At 49.7% G+C, this 22885-nt stretch carries 29 protein-coding genes; 24 read left to right on the plus strand and 5 right to left on the minus strand.

Annotated features, from left to right (window positions below; genetic code table 11):
• Positions 1-178 precede the first annotated feature (178 nt).
• Entirely contained in the window at positions 179-376 is a 198-nt protein-coding gene (locus PSI15_RS10775) for a hypothetical protein (protein WP_273583537.1), read from the plus strand.
• 182 nt (positions 377-558) lie between these two features.
• Here the strand turns inward: PSI15_RS10775 and PSI15_RS10785 are convergent, their stop codons facing one another.
• Complete coding sequence (locus PSI15_RS10785; RefSeq protein WP_273583576.1) at positions 559-780, minus strand: hypothetical protein; 222 nt, start codon at positions 778-780, stop codon at positions 559-561.
• Positions 781-1001: 221 nt separating this feature from the next.
• Between PSI15_RS10785 and PSI15_RS10790 the strand changes: the two genes are divergently transcribed.
• The 5 genes from PSI15_RS10790 to PSI15_RS10810 all read left to right on the plus strand — a co-directional run bounded on the left by PSI15_RS10790 (position 1002) and on the right by PSI15_RS10810 (position 2505).
• Positions 1002-1214 carry a hypothetical protein gene (locus PSI15_RS10790; RefSeq protein ID WP_273583539.1) on the plus strand — a complete coding sequence of 71 codons (213 nt, stop codon included), beginning with the start codon at positions 1002-1004 and terminating at the stop codon, positions 1212-1214.
• 257 nt (positions 1215-1471) lie between these two features.
• Complete coding sequence (locus PSI15_RS10795) at positions 1472-1609, plus strand: hypothetical protein (protein WP_273583540.1); 138 nt, start codon at positions 1472-1474, stop codon at positions 1607-1609.
• A 116-nt stretch (positions 1610-1725) separates the two neighbouring features.
• Complete coding sequence (locus tag PSI15_RS10800; protein ID WP_273583541.1) at positions 1726-1971, plus strand: type II toxin-antitoxin system CcdA family antitoxin; 246 nt, start codon at positions 1726-1728, stop codon at positions 1969-1971.
• Entirely contained in the window at positions 1971-2288 is a 318-nt protein-coding gene (locus tag PSI15_RS10805; protein WP_233480435.1) for a CcdB family protein, read from the plus strand. Before PSI15_RS10800 ends, PSI15_RS10805 begins: the two co-directional genes overlap by 1 nt.
• Positions 2289-2307: 19 nt before the next feature.
• Positions 2308-2505: a DUF7706 family protein gene (locus PSI15_RS10810; protein ID WP_273583542.1), complete on the plus strand. Its 198-nt coding sequence runs from the start codon at positions 2308-2310 to the stop codon at positions 2503-2505.
• Between the two features lie 232 nt (positions 2506-2737).
• On the opposite strand, the gene PSI15_RS10815 is transcribed toward PSI15_RS10810, so the two are convergent.
• From PSI15_RS10815 to PSI15_RS10825, 3 genes are all read right to left on the minus strand, one after another.
• Positions 2738-3358, minus strand: coding sequence for a DUF2913 family protein (locus PSI15_RS10815; RefSeq protein ID WP_273583543.1), 621 nt, complete (start codon positions 3356-3358; stop codon positions 2738-2740).
• A 2-nt stretch (positions 3359-3360) separates the two neighbouring features.
• Positions 3361-3888, minus strand: coding sequence for a phospholipase D family nuclease (locus PSI15_RS10820; protein WP_273583544.1), 528 nt, complete (start codon positions 3886-3888; stop codon positions 3361-3363).
• Positions 3889-4091: 203 nt separating this feature from the next.
• On the minus strand, positions 4092-4433 hold the full coding sequence (locus PSI15_RS10825) for a hypothetical protein (RefSeq protein WP_197860288.1): 342 nt from the start codon (positions 4431-4433) through the stop codon (positions 4092-4094).
• Between the two features lie 190 nt (positions 4434-4623).
• Between PSI15_RS10825 and mobA the strand changes: the two genes are divergently transcribed.
• Genes mobA through PSI15_RS10870 form a run of 9 tightly spaced genes read left to right on the plus strand, consistent with a single transcriptional unit; the run spans position 4624 to position 12763 of the window.
• Entirely contained in the window at positions 4624-4953 is a 330-nt protein-coding gene (gene mobA, locus PSI15_RS10830; protein WP_273583545.1) for a plasmid mobilization protein MobA, read from the plus strand.
• Entirely contained in the window at positions 4950-6902 is a 1953-nt protein-coding gene (gene traI, locus PSI15_RS10835; RefSeq protein WP_273583546.1) for a TraI/MobA(P) family conjugative relaxase, read from the plus strand. Before mobA ends, traI begins: the two co-directional genes overlap by 4 nt.
• A gap of 14 nt (positions 6903-6916) precedes the next feature.
• Complete coding sequence (locus PSI15_RS10840) at positions 6917-7402, plus strand: DotD/TraH family lipoprotein (RefSeq protein ID WP_201884876.1); 486 nt, start codon at positions 6917-6919, stop codon at positions 7400-7402.
• The gene (locus PSI15_RS10845) at positions 7402-8199 is read left to right on the plus strand and encodes a type IV secretory system conjugative DNA transfer family protein (protein ID WP_207268761.1); all 798 of its coding nucleotides are present in this window, start codon (positions 7402-7404) and stop codon (positions 8197-8199) included. Before PSI15_RS10840 ends, PSI15_RS10845 begins: the two co-directional genes overlap by 1 nt.
• Positions 8200-8204: 5 nt before the next feature.
• Positions 8205-9389: a plasmid transfer ATPase TraJ gene (gene traJ / locus PSI15_RS10850; protein ID WP_273583547.1), complete on the plus strand. Its 1185-nt coding sequence runs from the start codon at positions 8205-8207 to the stop codon at positions 9387-9389.
• A complete protein-coding gene (icmT, locus tag PSI15_RS10855; RefSeq protein ID WP_130975950.1) occupies positions 9379-9633 on the plus strand; it encodes an IcmT/TraK family protein in 255 nt (84 codons plus the stop codon). Before traJ ends, icmT begins: the two co-directional genes overlap by 11 nt.
• A gap of 16 nt (positions 9634-9649) precedes the next feature.
• A complete protein-coding gene (locus PSI15_RS10860; RefSeq protein ID WP_273583548.1) occupies positions 9650-9970 on the plus strand; it encodes a hypothetical protein in 321 nt (106 codons plus the stop codon).
• A gap of 17 nt (positions 9971-9987) precedes the next feature.
• Positions 9988-12288 (plus strand): zeta toxin family protein, encoded by a 2301-nt coding sequence (locus PSI15_RS10865; protein WP_273583549.1) that lies wholly within the window; start codon positions 9988-9990, stop codon positions 12286-12288.
• Positions 12242-12763 carry a hypothetical protein gene (locus tag PSI15_RS10870; RefSeq protein WP_273583550.1) on the plus strand — a complete coding sequence of 174 codons (522 nt, stop codon included), beginning with the start codon at positions 12242-12244 and terminating at the stop codon, positions 12761-12763. The genes PSI15_RS10865 and PSI15_RS10870 overlap by 47 nt, the downstream gene beginning before the upstream one ends.
• 65 nt (positions 12764-12828) lie before the next feature.
• On the opposite strand, the gene PSI15_RS10875 is transcribed toward PSI15_RS10870, so the two are convergent.
• Positions 12829-13290 (minus strand): H-NS family histone-like protein, encoded by a 462-nt coding sequence (locus PSI15_RS10875; protein ID WP_273583551.1) that lies wholly within the window; start codon positions 13288-13290, stop codon positions 12829-12831.
• A 27-nt stretch (positions 13291-13317) separates the two neighbouring features.
• Between PSI15_RS10875 and PSI15_RS10880 the strand changes: the two genes are divergently transcribed.
• From PSI15_RS10880 to traW, 9 genes are all read left to right on the plus strand, one after another.
• Positions 13318-13971 carry a DotI/IcmL family type IV secretion protein gene (locus PSI15_RS10880; protein ID WP_273583552.1) on the plus strand — a complete coding sequence of 218 codons (654 nt, stop codon included), beginning with the start codon at positions 13318-13320 and terminating at the stop codon, positions 13969-13971.
• Positions 13972-14231: 260 nt separating this feature from the next.
• Positions 14232-15023, plus strand: coding sequence for a DotH/IcmK family type IV secretion protein (locus PSI15_RS10885; protein WP_273583575.1), 792 nt, complete (start codon positions 14232-14234; stop codon positions 15021-15023).
• A gap of 13 nt (positions 15024-15036) precedes the next feature.
• On the plus strand, positions 15037-16200 hold the full coding sequence (traO, locus tag PSI15_RS10890; protein ID WP_273583553.1) for a conjugal transfer protein TraO: 1164 nt from the start codon (positions 15037-15039) through the stop codon (positions 16198-16200).
• Between the two features lie 13 nt (positions 16201-16213).
• Positions 16214-16945, plus strand: a complete 732-nt coding sequence (locus tag PSI15_RS10895) for a hypothetical protein (protein WP_273583554.1) — start codon at positions 16214-16216, stop codon at positions 16943-16945.
• 4 nt (positions 16946-16949) lie between these two features.
• Positions 16950-17474: a conjugal transfer protein TraQ gene (gene traQ / locus PSI15_RS10900; protein ID WP_130975917.1), complete on the plus strand. Its 525-nt coding sequence runs from the start codon at positions 16950-16952 to the stop codon at positions 17472-17474.
• A gap of 16 nt (positions 17475-17490) precedes the next feature.
• Complete coding sequence (locus tag PSI15_RS10905) at positions 17491-17871, plus strand: DUF6750 family protein (protein WP_130975918.1); 381 nt, start codon at positions 17491-17493, stop codon at positions 17869-17871.
• A gap of 54 nt (positions 17872-17925) precedes the next feature.
• On the plus strand, positions 17926-18393 hold the full coding sequence (locus PSI15_RS10910) for a hypothetical protein (protein ID WP_273583555.1): 468 nt from the start codon (positions 17926-17928) through the stop codon (positions 18391-18393).
• Positions 18390-21629, plus strand: coding sequence for a conjugal transfer protein (locus tag PSI15_RS10915; protein ID WP_273583556.1), 3240 nt, complete (start codon positions 18390-18392; stop codon positions 21627-21629). Before PSI15_RS10910 ends, PSI15_RS10915 begins: the two co-directional genes overlap by 4 nt.
• Positions 21629-22840, plus strand: a complete 1212-nt coding sequence (gene traW / locus PSI15_RS10920) for a conjugal transfer protein TraW (protein ID WP_273583557.1) — start codon at positions 21629-21631, stop codon at positions 22838-22840. Before PSI15_RS10915 ends, traW begins: the two co-directional genes overlap by 1 nt.
• Positions 22841-22885 lie beyond the last annotated feature (45 nt).

Consider the following 22885-nt stretch of genomic DNA (forward strand, 5'->3'; position numbering starts at 1 on the left):
AAGTGGGGAATGGCCTCAGCGGAAAAATTACTGACCATTACAACGGGTACGGTTTGTTTGTACAGGGGCTAAATGTGGAACAACTCATTAAATTAGCGGGGGCGATAACAAAGATATGAGGAAAAATAAAGGTAATTATACCTATTATATGGAATCGAAAAATGAAGGTGTATATCACATGATTAAATATATTAAAGTCAGGTCAAAGTCTAAAACTGAGGGGAAGGTAAAGGCAACGAAAGCCAAAATTGCAGAAATCTATTTCCGTGAAAGTGAATTGGATTCTATTGATTTTTTAAAGGAGGGATTAGCTTTAATTGATAAAGATGTGATTATTGATATGATTAATGATTTAAAAAACACTGCTACCAGTTAGGTATGGAGATAGGCAAGATGATAATTTCACCGGAAGAAGTAAAACGACTTCGTTTAAAAGCAGGATTAACGCAAAAAGAAATGGCTAAATTGGCAGGGATTGGCTTGTCAAGCTGGCAAAAAAAAGAAACGGCAGAAACTTTAAAATCCTACAGCCCCATCTCTGGTGCTGAATATAATCTATTATTGCTGTTTGCTGACGAACACTTTGATTATATTTTGTGCAGGCGCGAGGCGTTGCGCCCGTAGCTCGCTGACGCTCACACGCGCAGTACAGCGCCCCGCCAGCAAGCTGACGGCGTAAACTCGCTCCGCTCGCGCTAACTGCGGCATTCTGCGGCGCAAATCAGCACTGGCGTAGTCGTGCCGTCCGTTTTTTGGCTTTTCAGGGCGGGGAATTGTCACGGCTAAAGCCGTAACGCTTTTTTCGTCCTCGCTTCGCTGCGGGGCTTCCGGCGCGTTGCGCCTCCCATGCCCTGACGGGCATAAAAAACGTGATCCCTATCAGGTAATTAACTGATTTACATTAAAAAAGAGTTGATTATACCTCAATATGAGGTATGGTATTTGTATCGAAAGGGGAAATGCCCCAATCACCAACAGCCCATACAGGGCGGGAGCTAAAAATGAAATCTATCCTAAATCTCTCTTATCCAGCCAAATTTAAATTCTCTTTTACCAAAGCAGAAATCAAAAACGGCAAAGCGTTTATGAATACCTACGGGATTCAGCAGACTTTTACCGTGAAAAGCCACGCTGAGTTAGAAAACTTGATCCATAGCATCGCAGAAAAATGCGTTGTGAATCCTTCCAATGTTGATTTTGAAATCATCGAATAAATAAAAGAGTGGGGGAAACCCCACCCTTTAAAAAAGGGATTAAAACGATGAATAACGATCTATACGAAAGAGAATATGAAATTTACTTCAATTCTTTAAACGAAGGTGACGAGGTTTTAAATTTAGCGGAATTTATCGAATGTATGAAATGTTTTAAGGATGAAGAGGAGGATGATAATTAAGTAGTGAAAGGTGTGATCAGGTTGCTCTAACAACCTGATCACTTATTAACAGATTAACACAGTGAGGCATTAATAATGTCAACGCATCAGATCGTACAGCTTGCTGATTCCCTTGTCAAAGGCTGGGAAACTCGCATACCAGCCATGAAAGGCGAGGAATGGAACCAGTTTCGTTGGTGGTTAAATTATCTGCAAGGTTACGCAATGTTCTAACGTAAATGAAAGGGGCGCGATGCCCCTTTTGAGAGGGTGTTCATTATTCTGTGTGATAAAAATAATTTTTATGTGCTATGATTATGCACATAAACTATGTGTGCGGAGGTGTGGTTATGAGAACGAATGTAGCCGAGAAAAAACGTAGTACAAACGTGTACTTAAATGCTGGATTGCTTGAAGAGGCTAAAGAGCTTGACTTGAACGTATCCGCGATATCTAACCAAGCGTTGGAAGTGGCCGTCAAGGAACGCAAACGTGAACGCTGGATCGCAGAAAACCGGTCTGGCATCGAGGCATTAAACAGCTTTGTAGAAGAGGCTGGTATTTTTTCCGATGATGAAAATTTCGGGGTGATTTAGTGAAACAGTTTGCAGTTTACAAAAACAAATCCCGGAACAAACAGGCGTACCCGTATTTTATTGATGTGCAGGCAGATATGCTTGCACACCTCAATACGCGATTGGTAATGCCTTTAACACAGAAAGCTAACTCTAATTCTCAGGTAAAAGCGTTAACGCCAGTTATCACTATTGAGCAGGTGGATTATGTTATTCTGACCACTATGATAACGACGACAGATGTAAAAAACCTGAAAGATGAAGATGCGATAATAAATGCTTCACATCTACGTGATCAACTAGTTGCTGCAATTGATATGATGATTTTAGGTATTTAAAATAAAGAGGAATAATTATATGTACTCAGATGAAAAAATTACTTTAACATTAGAGTTAGACCAGAATATAGCGTGGGCGCTGGCTCAGTTCTGCAAGCGTACAACGCATCAGGATTGTGCGGAACGTTCTACCTCAGAAGATGAAGCCTACCTGATGATGGACGGCGTAAATGCCCTAATGCGTGAACTGGCAGATTCTGGGATTAGCCCCCGATAAAGGCTCATGTCCTGCTTTTGAATATTCGAGAGCAATACTTCGCGGGAAATACCTCAAAGCGTGCGAGTTTTTACGAAATATTGATGAACGTAATACTGCTGCTCAATTGTTATGCCCGTCAGGGCATGGGAGGCGCAACGCGCCGGAAGCCCCGCAGCGAAGCGAGGACGAAAAAAGCGTTACGGCTTTAGCCGTGACAATTCCCCGCCCTGCCAGACCGTTTTTTCTCATGCTACGCATTGCTGACGTTGAACGTTCTCGCTGTCAGATTAAACAGCGTTGACCCGGTTTCAATTGGACAGGGTAAGGCTTTCCAGTCGCATGACTCCAGCAAGGCATTCAGGGCGCTTGTTTCGCCCGTGATTTTTGCCTTTAGGGGCTGAATCTGCCAGCCATTTTCATCAAATGCCGCGTCCAGTGATGTACGGGAAATACAAATAGAATTGATGCCGTTCGTCATGGTAACTGCATGGCGGCCTGTCCACTCTTTCTCTATCAGAACGTGGTATAACCAGTGATGCTCTTTTGCAGTCTCCAGAGCATAGGTCAGCCTGAACAAGTCACTTTGCTCCTTTAATACACCGGAACATGATCGCCAGAGATAATCAATTTTTTGACGCATTTTTGCCCGCGTTCCCAGCGTTCTTCCCTGCTTTAAAAGCCAGCCAATATCCGGCGCAACTTCACGCGGGAAGCGGTGCTGTTTTAATGCCGTGGAAAGCCAGCGAATCAGAAAAAGATTTTCCTGCGATTCTGATTGAGCCTGTCCGTCGCTCTTTGCCAATTGCAGGGCAATCAGGGCACACCATGCCAGATGTCCCGTCTTTTGGGTTAGTGTTGTGCTATCCGTCATGTTCAGTAAGTCGATGTCCAGTCCTGTCCCTTTTCCCAGCGTGATTGCCAGTGTGAAAGATAAGTTTTCGCCACTTCAGGATTGTTACGAATGACAATCACATTTTCAGAATTGGATCTATCTGCTGCACGCGTGTAGTTAAAACTTCCGGTTTCGGTTGTCCGTTCGTCGGCCACGATTATTTTATCATGAGTGATTTTGTATGCGCTAATGATGCGGGTTGGAATACCTGCATTCACTAAAAGATTGAGCGCGGCCTGACTGGTGTTGTTGCGGTTTGCTTTCTCGTCAACAATTACCCGGACATCAACACCGCGCTTTTTGGCATCAATCAGACTTTTAACCACATCCGGCGAAGTGAAAACATAGCCTATCAATCGCAAGCTGCGTTGAGAATCGTCGATGGTTTTAAGTACAAGTGTTAATGCTGAACCTTCCGGTGAAAACCCTATATCAATATCGCTACTGGCAACGCTAACAAGCGGTAAAGTAAGTACGATACCTGCCAACAGACCAAAAATTTTCTTCATAGTACTTTCCGTTTTTGATGCCCTGAAAGGGCATGGGAGGCGGCACGCGAATGCTAAATATATCTCCGGTTTTATCCGCCGATACAAAAGGCGAGCTTGCATAAACCCGCTACCCCCACCTTCCTGCCAGACGGGTTTTTGTTCTCCGATCATCACTGCGATACTGAGGGCTGATGGTCGAAGACGAAAGAACCCTACAGCTATCAGGTTTCAGTATTACCGGGTTGTGAGGTATTTTCCGGTTTGACCGATGTTTTTTCCTTAGCGTCAGAACTTGATTTGTTACTCACTGTTCGTTTTCGTTCGGTAATAGATTTTATGTCCGCTAAAGTCACGTCTGTAAATCCGCTGGACGTAATAACTTCATGGATCTCATTTACGGAATAGCCCTTGTCTTTACTGAGTGAAAGAATGACTTTGCTTACTTTTGCCAGTACATCATTTTTAAGCAACCGTGTGGGCGTCAGGTCAGGTAGTTCCTGCATGATGTTCGTAAGGCTTTCAACGTCTGATTCGGTGTAAAACTTTGGTTTACGCTTAGCCATATCAGTCTCCTTTACGTGAAAAATTTCAGTTTGCTAAAGATTAGCAAATGTTGAAGTAAAACGCACCTGTGCTAGACTAAATCAAGATCAAAGGCAGGACAGGATGTGCATTGTCATTACCGCCACGGCGATAATGACAATGCGATGAAGTCAGGGCTGCGCCCCGACACCCCGATAAAGGAGAGATATTGTGAGTAAGAGCAGCAGTCGTAAGCTCAACAGTAACATTCAGATTCGAACAGATGCTTCAACAAAAGAAGCTCTACAAGAGAAAGCCAAAAATGCGGGTTTGTCTTTGAGTCAGTATCTGATCAGGGCAGGGCTTGGCCGTCGCATGGTCAATAAAAGCGATACCCAGATGCTGGCAATGCTCAACAAGTTAGGGGCAATGCAAAAGCATTTGTTTGTTGAAGGTAAGCGCACTGGTGACAAGGAATATTCAGAAGTGTTATCTGCAATCAGAGCCGCAGCGTTACGCCTTGCCCGTGATGATGGTAATGATGAGGAACCCTTAGCGTGATCCCCAAAATTATTCCCCGGCCTAAAAAGGGAACTGGGTTTAGTGGTCTGGTTTCTTACATCGCCCAGAAGTCGCCTGTTCAATGGGATAAGCCTATTGAACAGGCGACTGCATCCGAAGGATTTGAAGCGTTAACCGAGTATCTTAAACGGCATGAAGATACGATTAGCCCGGCCTATGTTGACGAATTCGACCATACGCGCGTGGACATTAACGGTATCAGTATTCTGCACAATTGTTTGTCCGTCGAAACAGCAGCGCGTGAGATGGAAGCGACAGGTAACGTGAACGTGGCCTGTAAAGATCCGGTGTTCCATTACGTTCTGTCATGGCAGGAGAATGAGACTCCCAGCGATGCTCAGGTATTCGATAGCGTGCGGTTTACGTTACAGTCAATGGGGTTGCAGGAGCACCAGTTCGTCGCCGCTATTCATCGTGACACTGACAACCTGCATGTGCATGTTGCAGTAAACCGGGTACACCCCGTCACGTTCCGCGCTAACCATCTTTCCTACTCCATCGATACACTGCACAAAGCAAGTAGGTTACTCGAAATAAAGCACGGATTTAATCATGATAATGGTCTGTATTCGATTAGCGATAATGGCTATGTGACGAGACAAAAAAATCATCACAAGAATGGTCTTTCCTCGGATGCTGCGCATAAAGTCGCTCTGATGGAGAACAAATCCGGTCGTCCTTCGCTTTATCATTATCTGCTACAGACTCAGCATGAAAGCCGTACTGTTGCCGACGAGCTTAAAAACGAAATGCAATTCAGGACAGCAAACTGGCGTGATATTCATGCGTTGTTTGCACGAGCCGGGTTGTCGGTATCAGAGAGTCCACATGCGGGCGGTTTGCTGATCTCACATGGAACCGGCGACGAGCGTGTTTCTGTTTGCTGGCGAAAAATATTTCCTGAATACCGTTTCCGGCACGATGCACTGATCGCAAGAATTGGCACGTTTCAACCGGGGGAAGTCGAGCCGTATTCTGTCCCTGAAATTGGTATGGGGTATAGTGCTTCTCTGAGTCTTCGAGACATTAATATTCGTGACACACAGCGCAATGAACGCGCTCTTGCCCGGATGGATCTAAAAGGTCGATACAAAGCCTACACGATGTCTCTGCCTGTATATCGGCCAGACCGTTTACTGCTCAGCCAACAGTACCGGCAGGTTAACGCGCATCTTCAAATGGTCAAAGCCTCTATCCGGGATAGCGAACGCGATCCACAGATACGTCGCATTTTATTTAATGCGGCGGAATTCGATAAGCGAAAAGCCATTGCTTATATCAAAGCGACAGAACGTGAGGCTCAGGCATCCTTTAAACAGTCTCACCCGCGCCTTAATTACAAAGATTGGGTAGCTCAACAGGCACTTTCTGGAGATAAAGCGGCGTTATCTCAACTCAGGTCATGGGCGTACCGAGAAACGCGCAATAAGAAGTATCAACAAGCTATTCAGGAGCGGGTTGGAGCCGACAATATCAAGGACTTCATTGCTTCCAATCGTGATGATGTTCCGGTTACCCAAACCAAAAGTTTTACTCCGTCACTGCTGAGGGATGGAACGGTTATTTATCGGGATAAGACGACCCAAAATGTTGCGGTTGTTGACCGTGGTCGGTCAGTTTTTGTTGGGGTTAACAGTCGGGATAACGAGCATCACCAGAAAGCCGCAACCACGTTGGTGCTGAGTGGTGAACCCAGCGAGGCTGGAGTGTACGGTAGCAATGAGTTTAAGCAAAAAGGTGTGACTGTATTGAACGACTATATACGTTCATATCCGGCTTATAACTCTATCAAAATTAAGAATATTGAAGACGTAAATCAACAGGCTCATAAAAATGCGCAAAAACTGCGCGACGCTCAAAAGTTGCGCGATGAACAGGAACGTGTAAAAATGCAGAATAAGAAAAGTAATAATGATTTCACTCCTTAAAAACAGGTGGGTGTATGAAAAGGAAAATGCGTTTTGCCGGTATTCTGCTCATTACTGGCACCATAACGGGTTGTTCGACCACTTCAAAACAGCAGGAAGTTGACGCAACACAACTGGTCAACGAGCAAATACGACAGCAGGCAATCAAAATCAAACTGGCGCAGGATGAACTCTATCAGGCAGGGGCAATTAACCGTACCACGTTTAATGTTCCCACTGTGATTTACACGGACAGCCAAAACCTGCGAATCGACTGGCAGGGCGATGCAAAAGAGTTACTCCGTCAGCTTGCAAAACAACGACACCTCACCTTTGAATCGCGCGGGCTTGCATTGCCTTTACCGCTGAACATCAATGTTGGCAACGCTCCTTACTACAGTGTGATTGGACTTATCCAGCAGCAGATTGACTATCGCGGCACGATTGAGGAACGTAACGGTAAACTGATCCTTAATTATGCTTCCCCGAAAAAAGATAAACGGCTGTTACGGGGGTATTGATGAAACCGATTTCGATATTTACGTTATTGATGTGTTCACTTCCTTGTGTATCGGCACTGAGTGCAGAACAGCTAAAAACTGACGAAAACATTGCCCCTCCTAAGCCGATGAACTACTACCTGAAACCCGACAGCAGGGCAGGCGATGAACTCGCTAATAACATGCTGTCCGAAATAGCCGAAACGTTGGGGTTCAGGGGCGGAAAAGCAGAACGCGCCGCCGAACTGATGGCCGCACTGGATAAACAGAAAACTAACCTTGATTACATGTACCGTTTTGAACCACTGGTTGCGAAAGGCAGCTATGTTCCCCCGGTTGTGGTCGAGGCCAAAGACGTTGCGCATATCACAGATAATCAAATTCGCACCGGCAACCGCGTATACGAAATTCTTTCACCAGCCCGATTTGTCAGTAATCCCCCAACGTGGAAGACCTATCTGAAAACCGGTCTGTATGCCACGCCAATCGACATGCCGGAAGCTGAAACGCTGCCTAAAAACAGCAAAGAAAAGGCTATCTGGGAACGCAGCATCAAAATTGGCTGGAGTAAGGGACGTGAAAAAGCCGATCAGATACTGGAAGCCAATTTTAACCGTCTTACCCGTGATTATAACGGCATGTTGCGTTATTCGACTCTGTTGCAGAGCGGCATGATCAAGCAACCGATAATCTCGCGTAAGGCGCTTACTGTGACGGGAGACAGCCGCACTATGACCCTAGGCGATGAAGTTAAACGTATCGAGCAGCCTGCGCGACTCGATATTAAGAAAGAGAACTGGAAGCCAACAATACGGTGATGGCGATGGAACAGGCAGACGATTTCATTTTCGACTTTGGCGGCTACCCGGATGCGCGGTCGATGAAACGCTTTTTTGTGCACTGCGCCCAGAATGAGGTTTCCGATATTACCATACAGGGTAATGCCCGTATCTGGGTGGAGCGGCACGGTCACCAGTTGCCCGCAACGAAATTTCGCGTCGAGCAATCCCGACTGGAAGAAATCGTTAACGGGATATTCGGAGCGACGGTGCGCTCGTCGCTTAATCAGGGTGAAATCGTCAATCTGGCGTGGGAACTGGTGGGCGATGAAAAGGCTACATTAGGACTGCGAAAAGGCAGTAAGGCACGTTTTCGCGTCAACTTCACGCAGGCAACGGTCGCCGGTCGCGCCGGTCAGTTTTCTGTGACGTTACGTGTGCTGAACAACAAAATTATCCCGCTTGAAACGATGGGGTTTGAGCGCGAATTATTTGAAGCGCTTTTTCCCGGTTCAGGCATCGTGTTTATCGGCGGCGAAACCGGCTCCGGTAAAAGCATGATGATGGCCGCTATTTTCCAGTATCTGGGGCGGCACTATCCCAACCGTAAAATCATTACCTTTGAATGGCCGGTCGAATACCTTCTCGGCGTTGATGATGAATTATGGATTGCGCCGGAACCAGCACAATCCGAGGTTGGCACGGATGTAGCCTCCTTTGATATTGGTATTTCGGAATCAGCACTGCGACGTTCGCCGAAAGTGATCGGCGTCGGGGAAACGCTGAATATTAAAGTCGCACAAGGGGCATCAGCCGCAGCGCTATCAGGCCATGCGGTGTATACCACGATGCACAACGATACTTGCGGGCAAGTGTTCCCTCGTTTCATCGAAATGTTTTCAACGGAAAGTCGGGAAAGTGCCGCGCATACCCTGCTCCAGACTATCAGAGTGTCCATTGTGCAACGCCTGTTGCGTAGTACGGACGGCAGACGCATTGCGGTACGGGAATTCATGATTTTTGATGAAGAACTCAAAGCCGAATTGTCTGAACTTCCGTACCAGCAGTGGGGGGCATTTGTGGATAACAGACTCAAAACACAGGGCACCACACTGGTGCAAAAAGCCTACCAGTTGTATCAGGAAGGGAAAGTGTTCAGAGAGGACGTTATCGAAGTGATCACCATTTCGAACTTCAACAAACTGGAGAAAGGCCACTATGGAGACTAACCGCTGGAGAAATGCCGGTAAGCCGATACGCATAGGGAAAATTCATGTCGGCTGGTATGCACTGATTTTAATCTGGTTTGTACATATGTCATGGGTGACGTTCGTCGGGATTGTCTGTGCGCTGGCGTTGCTGGGCTATCTGGGCTGGAAGAACAAGCCTCCGAGCCTGTTGCTCAGATCGTGGCGTGCAAAACTGAAAGGCGACCATCTTACCGGCAGGCCGTGGTGGTACAGACGAAACTAGCATTGCGAGGTGAAAAATGAGCACAGACGTATTCGCGCAGCAGATCGACGATCTGGTTAACGCACCAGAAACAAACCACGGTACGCACCTGATGGTGAAAGACGTGCTGATTGAGTATGTGGCACAACTGGACGCTGATTTGTACTGGTCGCGTGAACGTACAGACCCGAATACTTACCCGGAGCGAAAGGCAACGCTTGACCGTCAGATTGCTAATCTGACAACGCTTCGGAATTACCTGTATGACACTGTGGCTGAATTTATTGATGCCGGGCGTGTGATAAATATCTGTGACGCTATACGCGCGGAGACGTTGCCGGTCAGCGCAGAAAATTAAACACGAGGAACCGCAGAATGGATGAATTCAGTTTTTCCGATAGTGTCGTGGATAATATCGCCCGGCATTTCGTTGAGCAGAAAGGGGCTGGACTTTCTGCCAGCGATGCGCCGGAGGCAACTGTGCTGGGGGGATTGCCGGGGGCGGGAAAATCGACGCTGCTTAATGTGTTTCGTGAGGAGCATAATGGTAATGTGCTTGTCGTCAACGCAGATGAATTTCGCCGTTTCCATCCACAGTTTAATGAAATTATCGATAAATACGGTGAGAACTACCCGACTCATACGGCGGCGTTTTCCGGTGCTGTGGCTGAAAGGGTGATTGCGCTGGGGGCAGAGAAGCGGCTGAATCTGGCTGTTGAGGGGACATTCAGAACCGCACAGACACCGATCAGCACCTTGCAATTGCTCAAAGAAAACGGGTACACCACACAGGTGTATATCAAAGCGGAGAGCGCTGAGGTGGCGTGGAACAACACGCTGGTGCGGGCGGAGACGGAACGGGCGATGAACGGAATTGGCCGCACTGTCAGCCGGGCACATTTTGACACGGTAGTGGCGCAGATGCCTGACAACGTGGACACCGTATATCGCAGCGGACTGGCCGACAGCATGAGGGTGTTCACCGTCAGCGAAACGATTTTCGATTCGACCGTGCCTGAGAATGATCCTGAAAAGCTGTCTTCTCTGATTTCCGCCATCCAGAATGCCCCAGCCCCGGAACAATCTGCACCTGTGCAGCCGCGCCCGGTATCAGAGGATAATGCAGTCTCGATCCCGCAGGCGGAGAAAAATGGTTTTTCCTTCCCTTCCTCCGAATACAGCGACGTAGCGCCAGAAGAACGGCTTGATCTCGCCGCACTCATGACCCAGCTAACCCATGAGCGGCACGGTAATGCAGTACGGTATCTGCTGGCCGGGGTGCCTGCCTTTGAAGATCACCGCAGCGGCATCTATATGGCAAGCGAAGACGCTGCCATGTCAAAAGAAATGGTGCTGGTTGCGCTGCAAACCGCCGCCGTCAACTACGGCGGTTGCTTCACTGTGACTGGTTCAGAGGACTTTAAACAGCGAGTTTACGGTCTGATAGCCGAGTATAACCTCAAGGTGTCACTGAATGACCCGGCGCAACGGGAAGCCCTTAGCGCAGTTCAGCAAGCGCATCTGGCGCAGGAACAGGCTCACTCCCCATCCGCAGAGCCTCTTTCTGCTAACGACCATGATGCTTCGCCGCAAACGGCACAGCCTGTAGCCCCGGATGCACCGGTTGCGCAAAACGGCGTAGAACCCGCAGCAGAAGCGATCAGCGCCGAAGAACGCAAGCCGGTACTGCGTGGTGAACTGCTTGACTTTGGCCGGGCGAAATATGAGCACAAGGATGATGAAAAGATGTCATATTTCATCAAGTTGCGTAATGAGCACGGCGAAAAAGAGCATTGGGGGGTGGACTTTCAGCGGGCGCTCAAGGACGCCGGGGTGAAACGGGGCGACATCATCACAGCGGCATTCGTTGGTAATAAGGATGTTGAGGTAAACGCCCCGGTTCGGGATGAAAACGGTAAAATTGTGCGGTATGAAAAAATTATCACGCAGCGCAATGAATGGAAGGTGGCGGCGGAATATCCCAAGCCTACCACGGAAAATCCGACTGCCGCCCGCCCGGACACCTTTACCGCCTATGATGCGTTGACGTACAGGCAGTTGCGTGATGTTGTGCAGGCGATGGTGCTGGAACGGGAACCGACAGCGCGGTTTTCCCCACACAACCCGGCAGGCGAAACCCTGTGGTTTTTTGCCAATGGCAAGCCCGTCCCTGAGTCTGTAGAAAAACCCGCTATTGCGGTATTCAGCGACCAGAACAGGTTATCGGGGGAGGTGGTGTTTGTGCAGGACAGTCAGAACCCCAGCGCGGCCTGTGATGCGCTATTTGTCGCGTCGCGTGATGGGTACATGCAAGGCGTGATCCGCGATCCACAGACTAACACTTACGACCATGTGATAGCGCGGCAGGTCACACAGGAAAAAGACGGGCAGACAAAAAGTTATTTTACGCTGTCCAGCGTACAAGAGAATGGGCTAAAAATGCTGGGGTATGGTCATGTTTCACCGGATGGCGAAACGCTGGTATACAAACTCCAGCGCAGTGAACAGTTGCAGCCACTTACGATTGCCAATAAAGACATTAAGGCGATGCCGGGTTTTGCTGAACTATTCAAAAATGCACCGAAAGCGCATAAGCCGCTTCCCAACCAACCAGAGCAGGTAAAAAGACATGAACAAAACGCCACGGCACAACCGATGCCAAGTCCTAAAATGTAGTCTGGTTGCAGGTGTTTTGCTCTTACCTGCATTTAGTGTTTTAGCCGATCAGAATTGTGCTGCCGGAACAGCCGCACAGAAGGCCGCAGAAGCGGCTCTGAATGCAGAAATTGAGCAAATCAACAAGGAGGCGGAAGACAGTTTCGTCTCCAGTGATGCGATTGGTAAATGCCTCGGTTCACTGTCTACCAGTATTACACTTCCTTCATTTCCGGGGATTGGCGATGTGCTCGACCGCATTAAACAGGAAGTCTGTCAGGCGGCACGTCAAAAAATCACGGAAAAAATCAGCAGTAAAATCTCCACGCAGATTGATCCTTGGGGGGAGCTTTCCCGCAAGGATCTGCCTCAAAATGTGCAACAGTATCTGCCCGACTCGTCGGGTAAGAACGTCCAAATCAATGCCGGAGCAGACGGTGTTAACTCGAATGCTGGCAGCACAAAGGAAAACTCCGCATTCCCGTTCCATCTGTAAAAATGGATTAATGATGTGTAATAATACACATTAATAAAACCCGCCGTAACTGGCGGGTTTTTTTGTCATTCCTCGTCTTTGACCCGGTATTGTTCCAGTTCTTCGTCGCTCATATCCATGAAGAACACTGGCCGTCTTCCCGTCCCCGTCCATGAGTACGTAACTTGCTTACCGTTGGGTTTGATTTCATCATGACGATATTTAACCGGCAGCCGCGATTTGCGGCGGCGCTGTGTTGTGTCCTTTCGGGCAAGCGCCAGCCCGCTTTTTTTGGTCAGTTCTGTGAACAAATCTTCAAGGTCTGTTTTTGATAGTGTGCTGTTACTCAGGATTGACTTAGCTTCATTTAATATTTCTGATTTTGCGTTTTGCGCATCAGTCTTTTCTTTGATTAAATCATCGACAACCTCAGTGAATTTGCGTAAAATATACTCTAGATCTGCTATGCTTTGCTCACTTATGTAACTTTTTAATTTTCCCTTGTGACGCAAAACAGAAAGGAAATCTGACGTGCTGAACTCTGCCATTGTTTACTCCAGAAACGGGAATGAGTTATGAACAAAAAAGACAACCCTCTTACCAGTGCCCTGCTGGAAGCAAATAGCCGTAATATCCGGGATGTTCTTTCTCGCTACGGACTGAAAGCCAATCTTTGTCTGGGCGCTGCATTGTGCGTATCTCTTGTACTGAATACAACGATGTTTGCCTATATAATTAACACACCTAACAAATATTTTGCCACCAAAAACGGCTTCGTATTGCCGGTGGTTCCCTCCAATGTACCGGGTTATACCGACACCGATGTGATGGAATTTGCTTCGGCTGTCATGAACCGGGCACTGCAACTTGATTTTGTCCATTATGAACAAACGATTTCATCCCAGAAACAATATTTCACCACAACCGGATATGACAGTTTTTACCGGGCGCTGGAGAGCAGCGGCCAGAAAGAAAACATCGTAAAAGGTAAGCTTAACATCAGAACGTCAATATCGCCGGGTTCTCTGGTCACGGAAGGGTTACTGAACGACCAGAAAACCTATGCGTGGCAATTTAAATATCCGGTGAATATGCAGCGCGTTGGTCATTTTGACACCTACAAGGAAGAACGCTATGACCTGTTTGTGCAGGTTATCCGCGTCAGTACGGACAGCAACCCTAACGGCATCGCAATCGCGGCTGTTGTGCTCAAACCTGCGGAGGCGTAAAAATGCGTAACAGAAAAAACGTACTGGTACTGGCGCTTCTGAGCGGTCTGGGTATTTCGACGGCCAGTGCCGAACAACCGGACTCGCTGAAAGGGGTGAAAAGCGCTGTCAGTATGCAGCAATCGACACCACAGCAGACGCCGCCCTCTGACGCTGTTGCTCCAAATGACACTCCCGAAAACCGACCCGCGCCGACCACGGCGTTACCCCCCGCACCGACACCCACACCCCCCCCGACCGTCAGCATGAAACCGGAAGAAATGGAGCCGTTACCGCCGCCGCTGGCTGAACTGGCGGAGCCAGTAACCCCCGGACAGGTACAAACGCTCAAGAAAAAAGTTGATGGTCTGAGCAGGGCGACCCGCAGCCCGCTGGTCACGCCGGTGCCGCGCATCAGCAGCCAGACGGTCAGTCTGTCAGCCGGTGCCGCCATTCCGCAGGTGCGTGTTTTTCCTAATGTGACGACGACTGTCACCTTTTCAGATATTACTGGTGCGCCGTGGGCGCTGGCGGCAGAGCCAGCGAATTCCAACGATAAGCAGATGAACGTCCGCTATGTGGACGGTGCGCCGGTGGTGTATATCCAGCCGATAGTTGATTACGTGGCGGGCAATGTGACGGTGTTCCTTAAAGGACTCCCGACGCCAATTATCATCAATGTGACCTCACAAAGTCCCGCCGATACCCGCAGTACGGTGCAGGTCGATTACCGGCTTGACTTGCGCATCCCGAAACGCAGCCCGGACACGCCGGTGCGCCGCGCCGTCGCCAGCGATAAGATTGGGCTGTACGACAAGGATTTGCAGGCGTTTCTGGACGGCGTGCCGCCAGAAGAAGCTACGGTGGTCAAGCTCCGAAACGCTCCTCCTGCCATGCGGGCATGGATGATGGGCGACGAACTGGTGTTAAGAACCGATCTGGAATTGCGCGACGAATTCACGCGGACGCTTTCGGCCATTGACGGCACGCACGTTTATGTGTTGCCCGTTACGCCAGAACTGACTCTTTCAGAAATGGGTAAATCCCGCAGCGTATACGTCAACCTCAACTGACAGGGGCAGCATCATGGCAAGTGAAAAAAGTGGCGACATCAAAAAGCTGGGGCTGATCGGGGGCGGTGTATTGGCTGCTGTACTGGTTGCAGTCTATTTCATGACCTCTCGCAGCGAATCCCTGTCCACTGATAGCTCGGCGGTGACGGCGCGGAACGTATCGGGTGAGAAGCCCACGGATGTCCTCGACCCTGACTACCGCAAACTGACTGAACTCTACAACCAACAGCAGGGCGACCGGGCGCTGAATAACGGCACCAGTTTTGTCGGCATGGGCGTGAATAACGAGAAAGTGCCACAGCCGGGAAATACAGGCCAGCATTTTAGTTGGGAGGGGGAAAAAGAACCCGCGAAAACCAACAATAATGCACAAGCCAATACCGGTGAGTCCGAACAGGAAAAACGGCGAAATGACCGGCTGGCTAAGCTGCTGGAAAAAATAGAAGACGCCAGAACACCCGCTCAAGAAATAAAAACCGGCACCGCCCTGTTTTCGTCCACTGAAAAGGACGGGAACAAACAAAATCAGTGGGTAGCCAGTATTTTTAAATCCGACGATGCCAGCGGCCAGAACAAAGCAGACAAAAACGCGACAACCCCGGCTGTAACCCTCATCAAAGCATTGTCCGCTTTTCCCGCTGTGGTGGACTCGGCCACTAATTCAGACAGCCGCAGCATGAAGCTGCTGGCGCATATCGCTTCGGGTAAATATCAGGGCGCAAGGCTGTTTTCCGCTGACATGTCCTTACAGGGCGACGGTGTGGAAGTTAAGTTTACGTCAATGGAGTGGAACGGAGAAACCTATAACGTGGAAGCCTACGCCGTGAATGCGGAAACGCGGGAATTTGCTATTGCCAGCGAAGTGAATAACCGCTGGTTTACGCGCATCCTGTTACCGGCTATTGCCAGCGGGATAGGGCAGACCGGCCAACTGTACCGGGACGCGAATTCGCAGATGATCCTGACCCCCGGAGGCAATGAATACCGCACCACTGGCGACCCCAGCGGGAAAGCGATTACCGGCACTATTGCGGGCGGTATTGCGGAACAGGCGGGCAAAGTGATGGCGGAAGATGCCAGCAAACTGCCGGTGAAACAGGTCACAGTCAACAAAGGAAAAGTGATAGGTATTCAGTTTATTAAAGCCGTCACCGATGCCGATAAAGTCACCCGTTAAGCGAGGAAAATACATGGCGAGCAAAATCTTATCAGGCGGTGAAGATGAAGGTATCACCGACTCTGTAGTTGTGAATACAAATGGCGAAGCCGATGCACCCTCCCGGCAGGCAGCGGAAAGTCACAAGCCCACGCAGGAAAGTAAGCCGCAGCCGTCAGCAGGGGTAATCAAAAACAATAAAACGGGCATGAGTGGCCTGCTGGCCGATAAAGGTCGTCTTGCCACCTATGGCGTGCTCGGTATTGTGGTGGCCGCGTTTCTTTTCTATCTGCTGAGTGATGATGCGCCTCAACAGCCTAAAAACGCGGGCGGTTTCGCCTCCGGCTCACGCAGCGCTCCCCCTCCTGCATCTTCTGCTGCGATTTCATCGGACGCAGTTAATCAGCTTTCCAGCGTGCTGCTCCAGCAACGCAATCAGATTGAAACGCTCACCCAGCAGGTTCAGCAGGTTGGAAATATGGTCGCTCAGCAGCAGGGGCAGATCAGCCAGCTAGAACAGCGGCTTGCATTGTCTTCCGTTGCCGGAACAACGGCACCTGTTGCCCCGGAACAGCGTCGTGGGTATTTGAACAGCACGCTGATTTCTAATATGAAAATCAACGATATTCAGCCCGATCTGGTCTGGGTTCGCTACGGGGGTAAGGTTTACGCCTTGCAGGTGGGGGATTCTCTGGGAGGGACGAAGGTTGTGCAAATTGATTTGCACAACCGCGTCGTTGTTACCACCAATGGCCTGATACGGTGAGATTATGGATTTAGAGAAGGTTCTCGCCGCCCTTGCTGATGGCATGAAGCCGATGATGTATTTCATCTTCGCTATCGCAGGGCTGGTCGGTGTGGTAAAGGTCGGCGAAGTGCTGTTACAGGTCAAGAATCAGGCCAAGCATGGACGCAGCCCGAACTTTACCAGTTCGGTCGTGGCAATAGTCTTTTGCGTGTTCATCATTGCGCTGCCGAATTTTCTCAATATCAGCGGGGCTACGCTTGGTTATGGCTCAATGACCTACGGCGTCACGCAGGTGGCATCGGAAGGTGTCTGGGGTATGGGCGCGAAGACTATCAACAATATCATCGCGCTGGTGCGGGTTCTTGGGGTTTACTTCGTCTACAGCGGGTTGGCGAAAATTGCCAACTCGAATCTGGATGGCCATACCAAAATATCGAGTGTGGAAATGCGTGGCAGTGGCATTGTCAGCGTGATTTGTGGTGTGCTGATGGCCTTCCTGCCGGAGGTGCTGGAAGGTGGACAGCAAACGTTGGGTTTAATCTGGTAAACAAGGAAAAGGCAATATGATGATGAATACATTATACAAAATGAAAATCTGGGCGGACAACGCGAAATACCGTTGTCTGGCGGCCATGATGCTTATGCTGGGGCACCTGCCGGGTGCGCACGCAGCGGGCTGGTTCGACACCATCAATGAAATTGGACAGGGGATGCAGGCGGCAAGAAAGCCCGCGATGCTCATTTTCGGCACGCTGGGCGTTGTTGCGGCGGGGATGGGACTTATCATCATCAAAAACGTTAATGATCCGAAAAAGCAGCAGCAGAATCACGGTCGCGGCGTGGGTTCCGGCGTGATTTACATCTGCGTTGGCGTAGCGCTGATTGCTCTGGCCGTCATCATCAAACGTACTGGTGACACCGCGAATATTCAGACCGAAATCTGATACATCCGCAACCCTGTCCGTGCTACCCCAGACGGACAGGGGACAGGGGGGAATATGGAAAAAAACAAATGTTGTCATACCTGCCGGATTGTCACCGACAAACTGTATCGCTTTCAGGAAGATGATCAGCCTGAGCGGGTTTACTGTCTTCTGTGCTTTGAGCAACAAACCGACGAACTCGCCACCGACAGCACAGTCGGCTATTACGGCGTAAAACGGCATCCCCGCGCCAGTTTTGCTTTGTTAAAGCGGGCGATGATCCATGCACTTAGCAGCCCGGATGAAGTGCAACAGAACAAAGCAAAACTGGTGCTCAGGAAGTTGTCCGAATCGGCAGAACTGATAGCAGACACTTACGGTAGCAATCGCAGTGATGATTTGCGTGACGTGCTGGCACGACACGGACGCCTGATCCTGTTGGACAGTGAAAAGGATATTCAGCAGGAAATTATCGCTGAAAAAGACAATTTTCCCGATGCCTCGCAGTGGGCGGAAATTTATTCACGGAGAGTGAAAAAATGACGAGCATGATTGAAAATCTGCTGGTGAAATTATCAAAATCAGTGACGGGTGGCAACCTGCTGGGGTATTCCGATCTGGTGACAGTCGTTGGACTCACTGACGAAGACCGGGAGAAACACCCGGAGATCACCCACCCGTACATTATGGTGACGGAGAACAGCGATTACCTGTCCATTATCGAAGTGTCGGGCATCAAGTCTGCATTCAGTGAAAAAGGCTTTGTTGAATATATCGAAAACCTCACGCTGTTATTGACCAATCTGGTGTCCGATCCGGGGCAGAAAATCAGCTACATTTTCGAGCGTGACAGAGGGCGCAACGCTGCTGAACTGCACGAACTTTATAAGCCGCATGTCAATGCCATGCGCCGCCTCAATATTCACCTTGACGATATGCTGGAGAACGAGGCGGGTAAATTTGTCATGCACTACGCCTGTGAAAAAGCCTATATCGTGCTGTATTCCGCCGCCTGCCTGCTGGACAGTGCCGAAATCAAAGAGGAAACAGAAAAAAACAATACCGCAATGTCCGGCATGGAGCGCGTAGACCGGGGGCAAAACCCCTTACAACTGACGCTGGAAGGATTGCAACTGGCACATTATGCCGCCCTGAGAAAAATGCTGGAAGCGTTTAAGGGGCGTGAGAACGGTCTGATTGTCGATATTCTGGATGTGAAGAAAGCCGGGAATATCATGAAAACGATGCTGTGGCGAACCAGTACCCCGAAAAAATGGGAGCCGCGAACGGTCTATGACAAGGGATGGTTGTATGAACGGAACAGCGTCAATGAGGTTGACAATATTCTTCCATCACGCCTGAGTGCTCAGTTTTTATCTGGTGAAATACATAAAATCATCGACCGAAAGCATGAAATCGTGGAATGTGACGGGAAGTATTATATCAGCATGTTCATTGACGAAATGCCGTTATATAAAAAGAAGTTTCAGGAGTTATTTAAAGCCATTGATATTAAAATACCCTACCGAATTAAATACGATATTATCAGTGGTGGGAAATTCAAAATTGCATCAAAACGAGTTGCCTTGTCGATACTCCGCGCTATTCCTGCGGTGAGTAAAATTGCCCGCGATATGGATTATGTAAACAACAAGGACGAAACCGATAAATCCGTGCTGTTTTCAATCAACGTTACAACGTGGGGGAACAGCGAGACAGAGGTGAAACGCAACGCCGCGCTGATAGCTAAAGCTGTTGGCGGCTGGGGCGTTACCGAAGTGTCAGCCAGCTACGGCGACCCGGTAATGCCGCTCGTCGGCAGCGTACCGGGGCTGTCGATACGAACCAACGGTGAACTGGCGCTTGCGCCGTTCAGTGAGGTGGCGGAAATGCTGCCGCTTGAGCGCCCGGCCAGCCTGTGGCAAAACGATGGTCTGACCTTTTTCCTTACCGAAGACGACAAGCTCTATCCCTACCGCATCGCCAGCAGTCTTCAACTGAAATGGACAGACATGATAACCGGGACGCCGGGCAGCGGGAAAAGTATGCTCGCTAACCGACTGAATTTCTCCGCTATCTTTTCATCGAATAAAGACCTGCCATTTTGTACATGGATTGACAAGGGACTGAGCGCTGAGGGCAATGTGGACTTGATTAAGTTGTCACTGCCCCCGGAAAAACAACATTTGGTGTCGCACATCATTCTGGAAAATAGCGACCGGTTCCGTGTGAATTTCCTCGAAACCCAGCTTGGGAGCCGTTTTCCTACCGTGCTTGAGCGCGGTTTTATCAAAGATATGCTGTGCGCGTTTTGTATCGACCCGACGACCGGTGAACCGCCGAGTGCAGGCACCATTTCTGCTGTGGTGCTGCAACTCATTGACTTTATGTATATCGAGAAAGCTACCAACAAGGCCAACCGTTACGAACCGGCCATCAATGACGAGGTGCGGGAAGCGGTGGCGTCAGCCGGTATACTGATGATTAAGGGGGCGCAGCATTTAAAAGCGATCAGCCTGCGTGAACTGACCCGTTATCTGGTGATGCTGGGCGAATTGAGTCCAGACAGGGAATTGGACTCTGAAAAAAGCTACGGCTGGGATGATGAATCTTTTAATGCTCTGATTGAAAAGCACAAAGAAGAAATTACGCGCTATGTCGGTCAGGAATGGCTTAAAACAGCCTCTTGGTTCGATATTACCGACGCGCTGTTTGCGGCAGGTAATACCCGTGCGGCTGCACTGGCACACCGCTATGCGATGCCCCGACTGGATGATTTTCAGGCACTAATCACAAGCTCTGCTGAACTTAAAAAGGATTACAACAAGGTCAATATTCCGGGCAGCAGTGAAAATGTGCTTAACTATATCGCCCGTAACTTCAAAACCGCCGCTGCCAAATACCCGGTATTCTCTGACTACACCCGTTATGACCTGAACGCCGAAACGCGGATCATCGTCATTGACATGATGAAAGTCACGGGCGAAAAATCGTCCGGTGAAGGACAACTCCAGACCGGTATCATGTATCTGTTTGCACGACACCTTGCTGCGCGGAATTACTACCTGCCGTACTGTGCAGATTCATTCCTTGATGGACTCGACCCGCTGTATCACGCCTACCATAAAGAGCGTATTTCGGCGTTGTCGGAAGAAATCAAACACATCTTCTATGACGAATCGCACAACTTTCAGGATGTGAAATTTATCCAGAGTGCGCTTAATACCGCTGACCTTGAAGATCGTAAGCTCGGCGTGCGCACCATGTTTTCTTCGCAGTACGTTTCCCACATGCCAGAGTCCGTCACCAAGTCGGTCAATACTTTGCTGATGATGCGCCTTGCGCCGAGCGACCGCGAGTATCTCCGTAGCATTGGCATCAACATTTCTGACGATATTCTCGACCGCTTCGACTGGCTCTCGACGCAGGAAACCAGTGACGGAGGGCGCTACTTCCTTGCCATTTTCCGCACCAAGCGCGGTGACATCTGCCACATCCTGAAAAATGTCATGGGGGTACAACAGGTGTGGGCGCTTAACTCGTCCATTCGTGATCGCAAGCTGCGCAAACTGCTGATTGAGGCGCTGGGCGTCGGCAAAACGTTAACGGTACTGGCCGAACGGTTCCCGACCGGCAGCGCAGAGAAAACGCTGAACGCGATGCTGGCGGAAACCGGCAATCGTTTTAAAACCCGCGCCGAACAGGAAGACGCCGGTTTAACGCTGGTCGAAACACTGGCCGCAAAACTTATCAAAGAACATCGACTGGAGGCTGTCTGATGCGACCTATCAGGAAAACCCGATTCGCTCTGCTGATGCTAACCGCAGGCGCTGCATCTTATCCGGCGCTGGGCTATAGCGTGGTGTGTAATGTCACGTCTTCCACGCCGATCTCTATGCAGGTTATGCCACAACTGACGGCAGCGAATACCACGTTGGGGGCTATTCAGACCACGCTGATTAATATCGGCACCGCTATTTCACAGCAGGGCGACCGGTCGGCAGCGCTGATTAACCAGACCGCCGACAATCAACGCCAGTTCGATATTGAGCAGCGCAGGCAGGAACGGATTCGTGAAGCTAAAGCGCGGTATCGTGTCGCCAACGACGTATGCGCTACGGCGGTATCCGGGGGAATGGGAGCGGCCAGCCGTGCCGCAGGCGGGGGTAAGCGCACGCTGGCATCATCAAGCAATAATGCGCAGGTCAGACAAGCCTACGATCTGGCGTTTAAAGATCCGGGCATTGAAGCAACGGCGAGCGCGACAACCCACAAAGCCTACTGTGATACGAATGATAAGCAGGCGTATGGCGGGACAGAATTCTGCCAGACCGTTTCCGATATGCCGCGCGGCGACACCTCGTTGTCGTCCGTGCTGGATGGGGCAGGCAAAGAGGGTAAGAAGCCCACGCTCACGTTCACCGAAGAACAAACTGATGCTGCTTTGCTGTACACCAAAAACACCGCACAGCGCAGTGCCGGGCGGGCACCAAGTCGCGCTGAGGTAAAAAGTGCGTCCGGGCGGCAATATCTGGGCTTGTTCCAGCAATATCAGGCATACATTGATGCGGCGGCGCAGCCGCAGCTTGAGATGATTGCAGCCAGTAAACCTAACGCGGCCACCAAGCAGCCGCTGGACGACGCGCGGAAGGTGCCTAGTATGGCGACGTTCTACGACCAGAACGCCAGCGAAGAAGCAAAGCGTAAGGGGATGATGTCTTTACGTGAATTCGAGCAGTTCGAAGTTTCCCGTCGCTACGCGAATCCGGCCTACCAGACTGATTTGATGATGAAAAACAGTGATGACCTGCTGCGTGAGCAGGTGAATGTGACCAACCTGAATAGCTGGCTGCTGTATGGCCTCAAGCAGCAAGTAGAGAAAAACAATATTCTGCAAGGGCAGATGCTGGCACTTATGGCGCAAAATGAATATGCAGCAAAAATGCAAAGTGTCGTCAGCCAAATGAATCAGTCAGTGGCGAAACAATAAAGGTATTAAATGGCGTAATAGGTTATGATGTAGGCAGGTAATTCA

The organism is Xenorhabdus sp. PR6a (genome assembly GCF_028599065.1).
In the GTDB taxonomy this organism is placed as follows: Bacteria; Pseudomonadota; Gammaproteobacteria; order Enterobacterales; family Enterobacteriaceae; genus Xenorhabdus; species Xenorhabdus doucetiae.

Bases quoted from the DNA above. Each gene is read 5' to 3' on its own strand.
- PSI15_RS10775 (WP_273583537.1), top strand. From the start codon at position 179: ATGATTAAATATATTAAAGTCAGGTCAAAGTCTAAAACTGAGGGGAAG.
- traJ (WP_273583547.1), top strand. From the start codon at position 8,205: ATGGAACAGGCAGACGATTTCATTTTCGACTTTGGCGGCTACCCGGAT.
- PSI15_RS10840 (WP_201884876.1), top strand. From the start codon at position 6,917: ATGAAAAGGAAAATGCGTTTTGCCGGTATTCTGCTCATTACTGGCACC.
- PSI15_RS10860 (WP_273583548.1), top strand. From the start codon at position 9,650: ATGAGCACAGACGTATTCGCGCAGCAGATCGACGATCTGGTTAACGCA.
- PSI15_RS10870 (WP_273583550.1), top strand. From the start codon at position 12,242: ATGAACAAAACGCCACGGCACAACCGATGCCAAGTCCTAAAATGTAGT.
- PSI15_RS10885 (WP_273583575.1), top strand. From the start codon at position 14,232: ATGGAGCCGTTACCGCCGCCGCTGGCTGAACTGGCGGAGCCAGTAACC.
- PSI15_RS10825 (WP_197860288.1), bottom strand. From the start codon at position 4,433: ATGGCTAAGCGTAAACCAAAGTTTTACACCGAATCAGACGTTGAAAGC.
- traW (WP_273583557.1), top strand. From the start codon at position 21,629: ATGCGACCTATCAGGAAAACCCGATTCGCTCTGCTGATGCTAACCGCA.
- PSI15_RS10790 (WP_273583539.1), top strand. From the start codon at position 1,002: ATGAAATCTATCCTAAATCTCTCTTATCCAGCCAAATTTAAATTCTCT.
- PSI15_RS10910 (WP_273583555.1), top strand. From the start codon at position 17,926: ATGGAAAAAAACAAATGTTGTCATACCTGCCGGATTGTCACCGACAAA.
- icmT (WP_130975950.1), top strand. From the start codon at position 9,379: ATGGAGACTAACCGCTGGAGAAATGCCGGTAAGCCGATACGCATAGGG.
- PSI15_RS10820 (WP_273583544.1), bottom strand. From the start codon at position 3,888: ATGAAGAAAATTTTTGGTCTGTTGGCAGGTATCGTACTTACTTTACCG.
- PSI15_RS10845 (WP_207268761.1), top strand. From the start codon at position 7,402: ATGAAACCGATTTCGATATTTACGTTATTGATGTGTTCACTTCCTTGT.
- PSI15_RS10810 (WP_273583542.1), top strand. From the start codon at position 2,308: ATGTACTCAGATGAAAAAATTACTTTAACATTAGAGTTAGACCAGAAT.
- traO (WP_273583553.1), top strand. From the start codon at position 15,037: ATGGCAAGTGAAAAAAGTGGCGACATCAAAAAGCTGGGGCTGATCGGG.
- PSI15_RS10915 (WP_273583556.1), top strand. From the start codon at position 18,390: ATGACGAGCATGATTGAAAATCTGCTGGTGAAATTATCAAAATCAGTG.
- PSI15_RS10895 (WP_273583554.1), top strand. From the start codon at position 16,214: ATGGCGAGCAAAATCTTATCAGGCGGTGAAGATGAAGGTATCACCGAC.
- PSI15_RS10865 (WP_273583549.1), top strand. From the start codon at position 9,988: ATGGATGAATTCAGTTTTTCCGATAGTGTCGTGGATAATATCGCCCGG.
- PSI15_RS10905 (WP_130975918.1), top strand. From the start codon at position 17,491: ATGATGATGAATACATTATACAAAATGAAAATCTGGGCGGACAACGCG.
- PSI15_RS10875 (WP_273583551.1), bottom strand. From the start codon at position 13,290: ATGGCAGAGTTCAGCACGTCAGATTTCCTTTCTGTTTTGCGTCACAAG.
- PSI15_RS10880 (WP_273583552.1), top strand. From the start codon at position 13,318: ATGAACAAAAAAGACAACCCTCTTACCAGTGCCCTGCTGGAAGCAAAT.
- traQ (WP_130975917.1), top strand. From the start codon at position 16,950: ATGGATTTAGAGAAGGTTCTCGCCGCCCTTGCTGATGGCATGAAGCCG.
- PSI15_RS10800 (WP_273583541.1), top strand. From the start codon at position 1,726: ATGAGAACGAATGTAGCCGAGAAAAAACGTAGTACAAACGTGTACTTA.
- PSI15_RS10795 (WP_273583540.1), top strand. From the start codon at position 1,472: ATGTCAACGCATCAGATCGTACAGCTTGCTGATTCCCTTGTCAAAGGC.
- PSI15_RS10815 (WP_273583543.1), bottom strand. From the start codon at position 3,358: ATGACGGATAGCACAACACTAACCCAAAAGACGGGACATCTGGCATGG.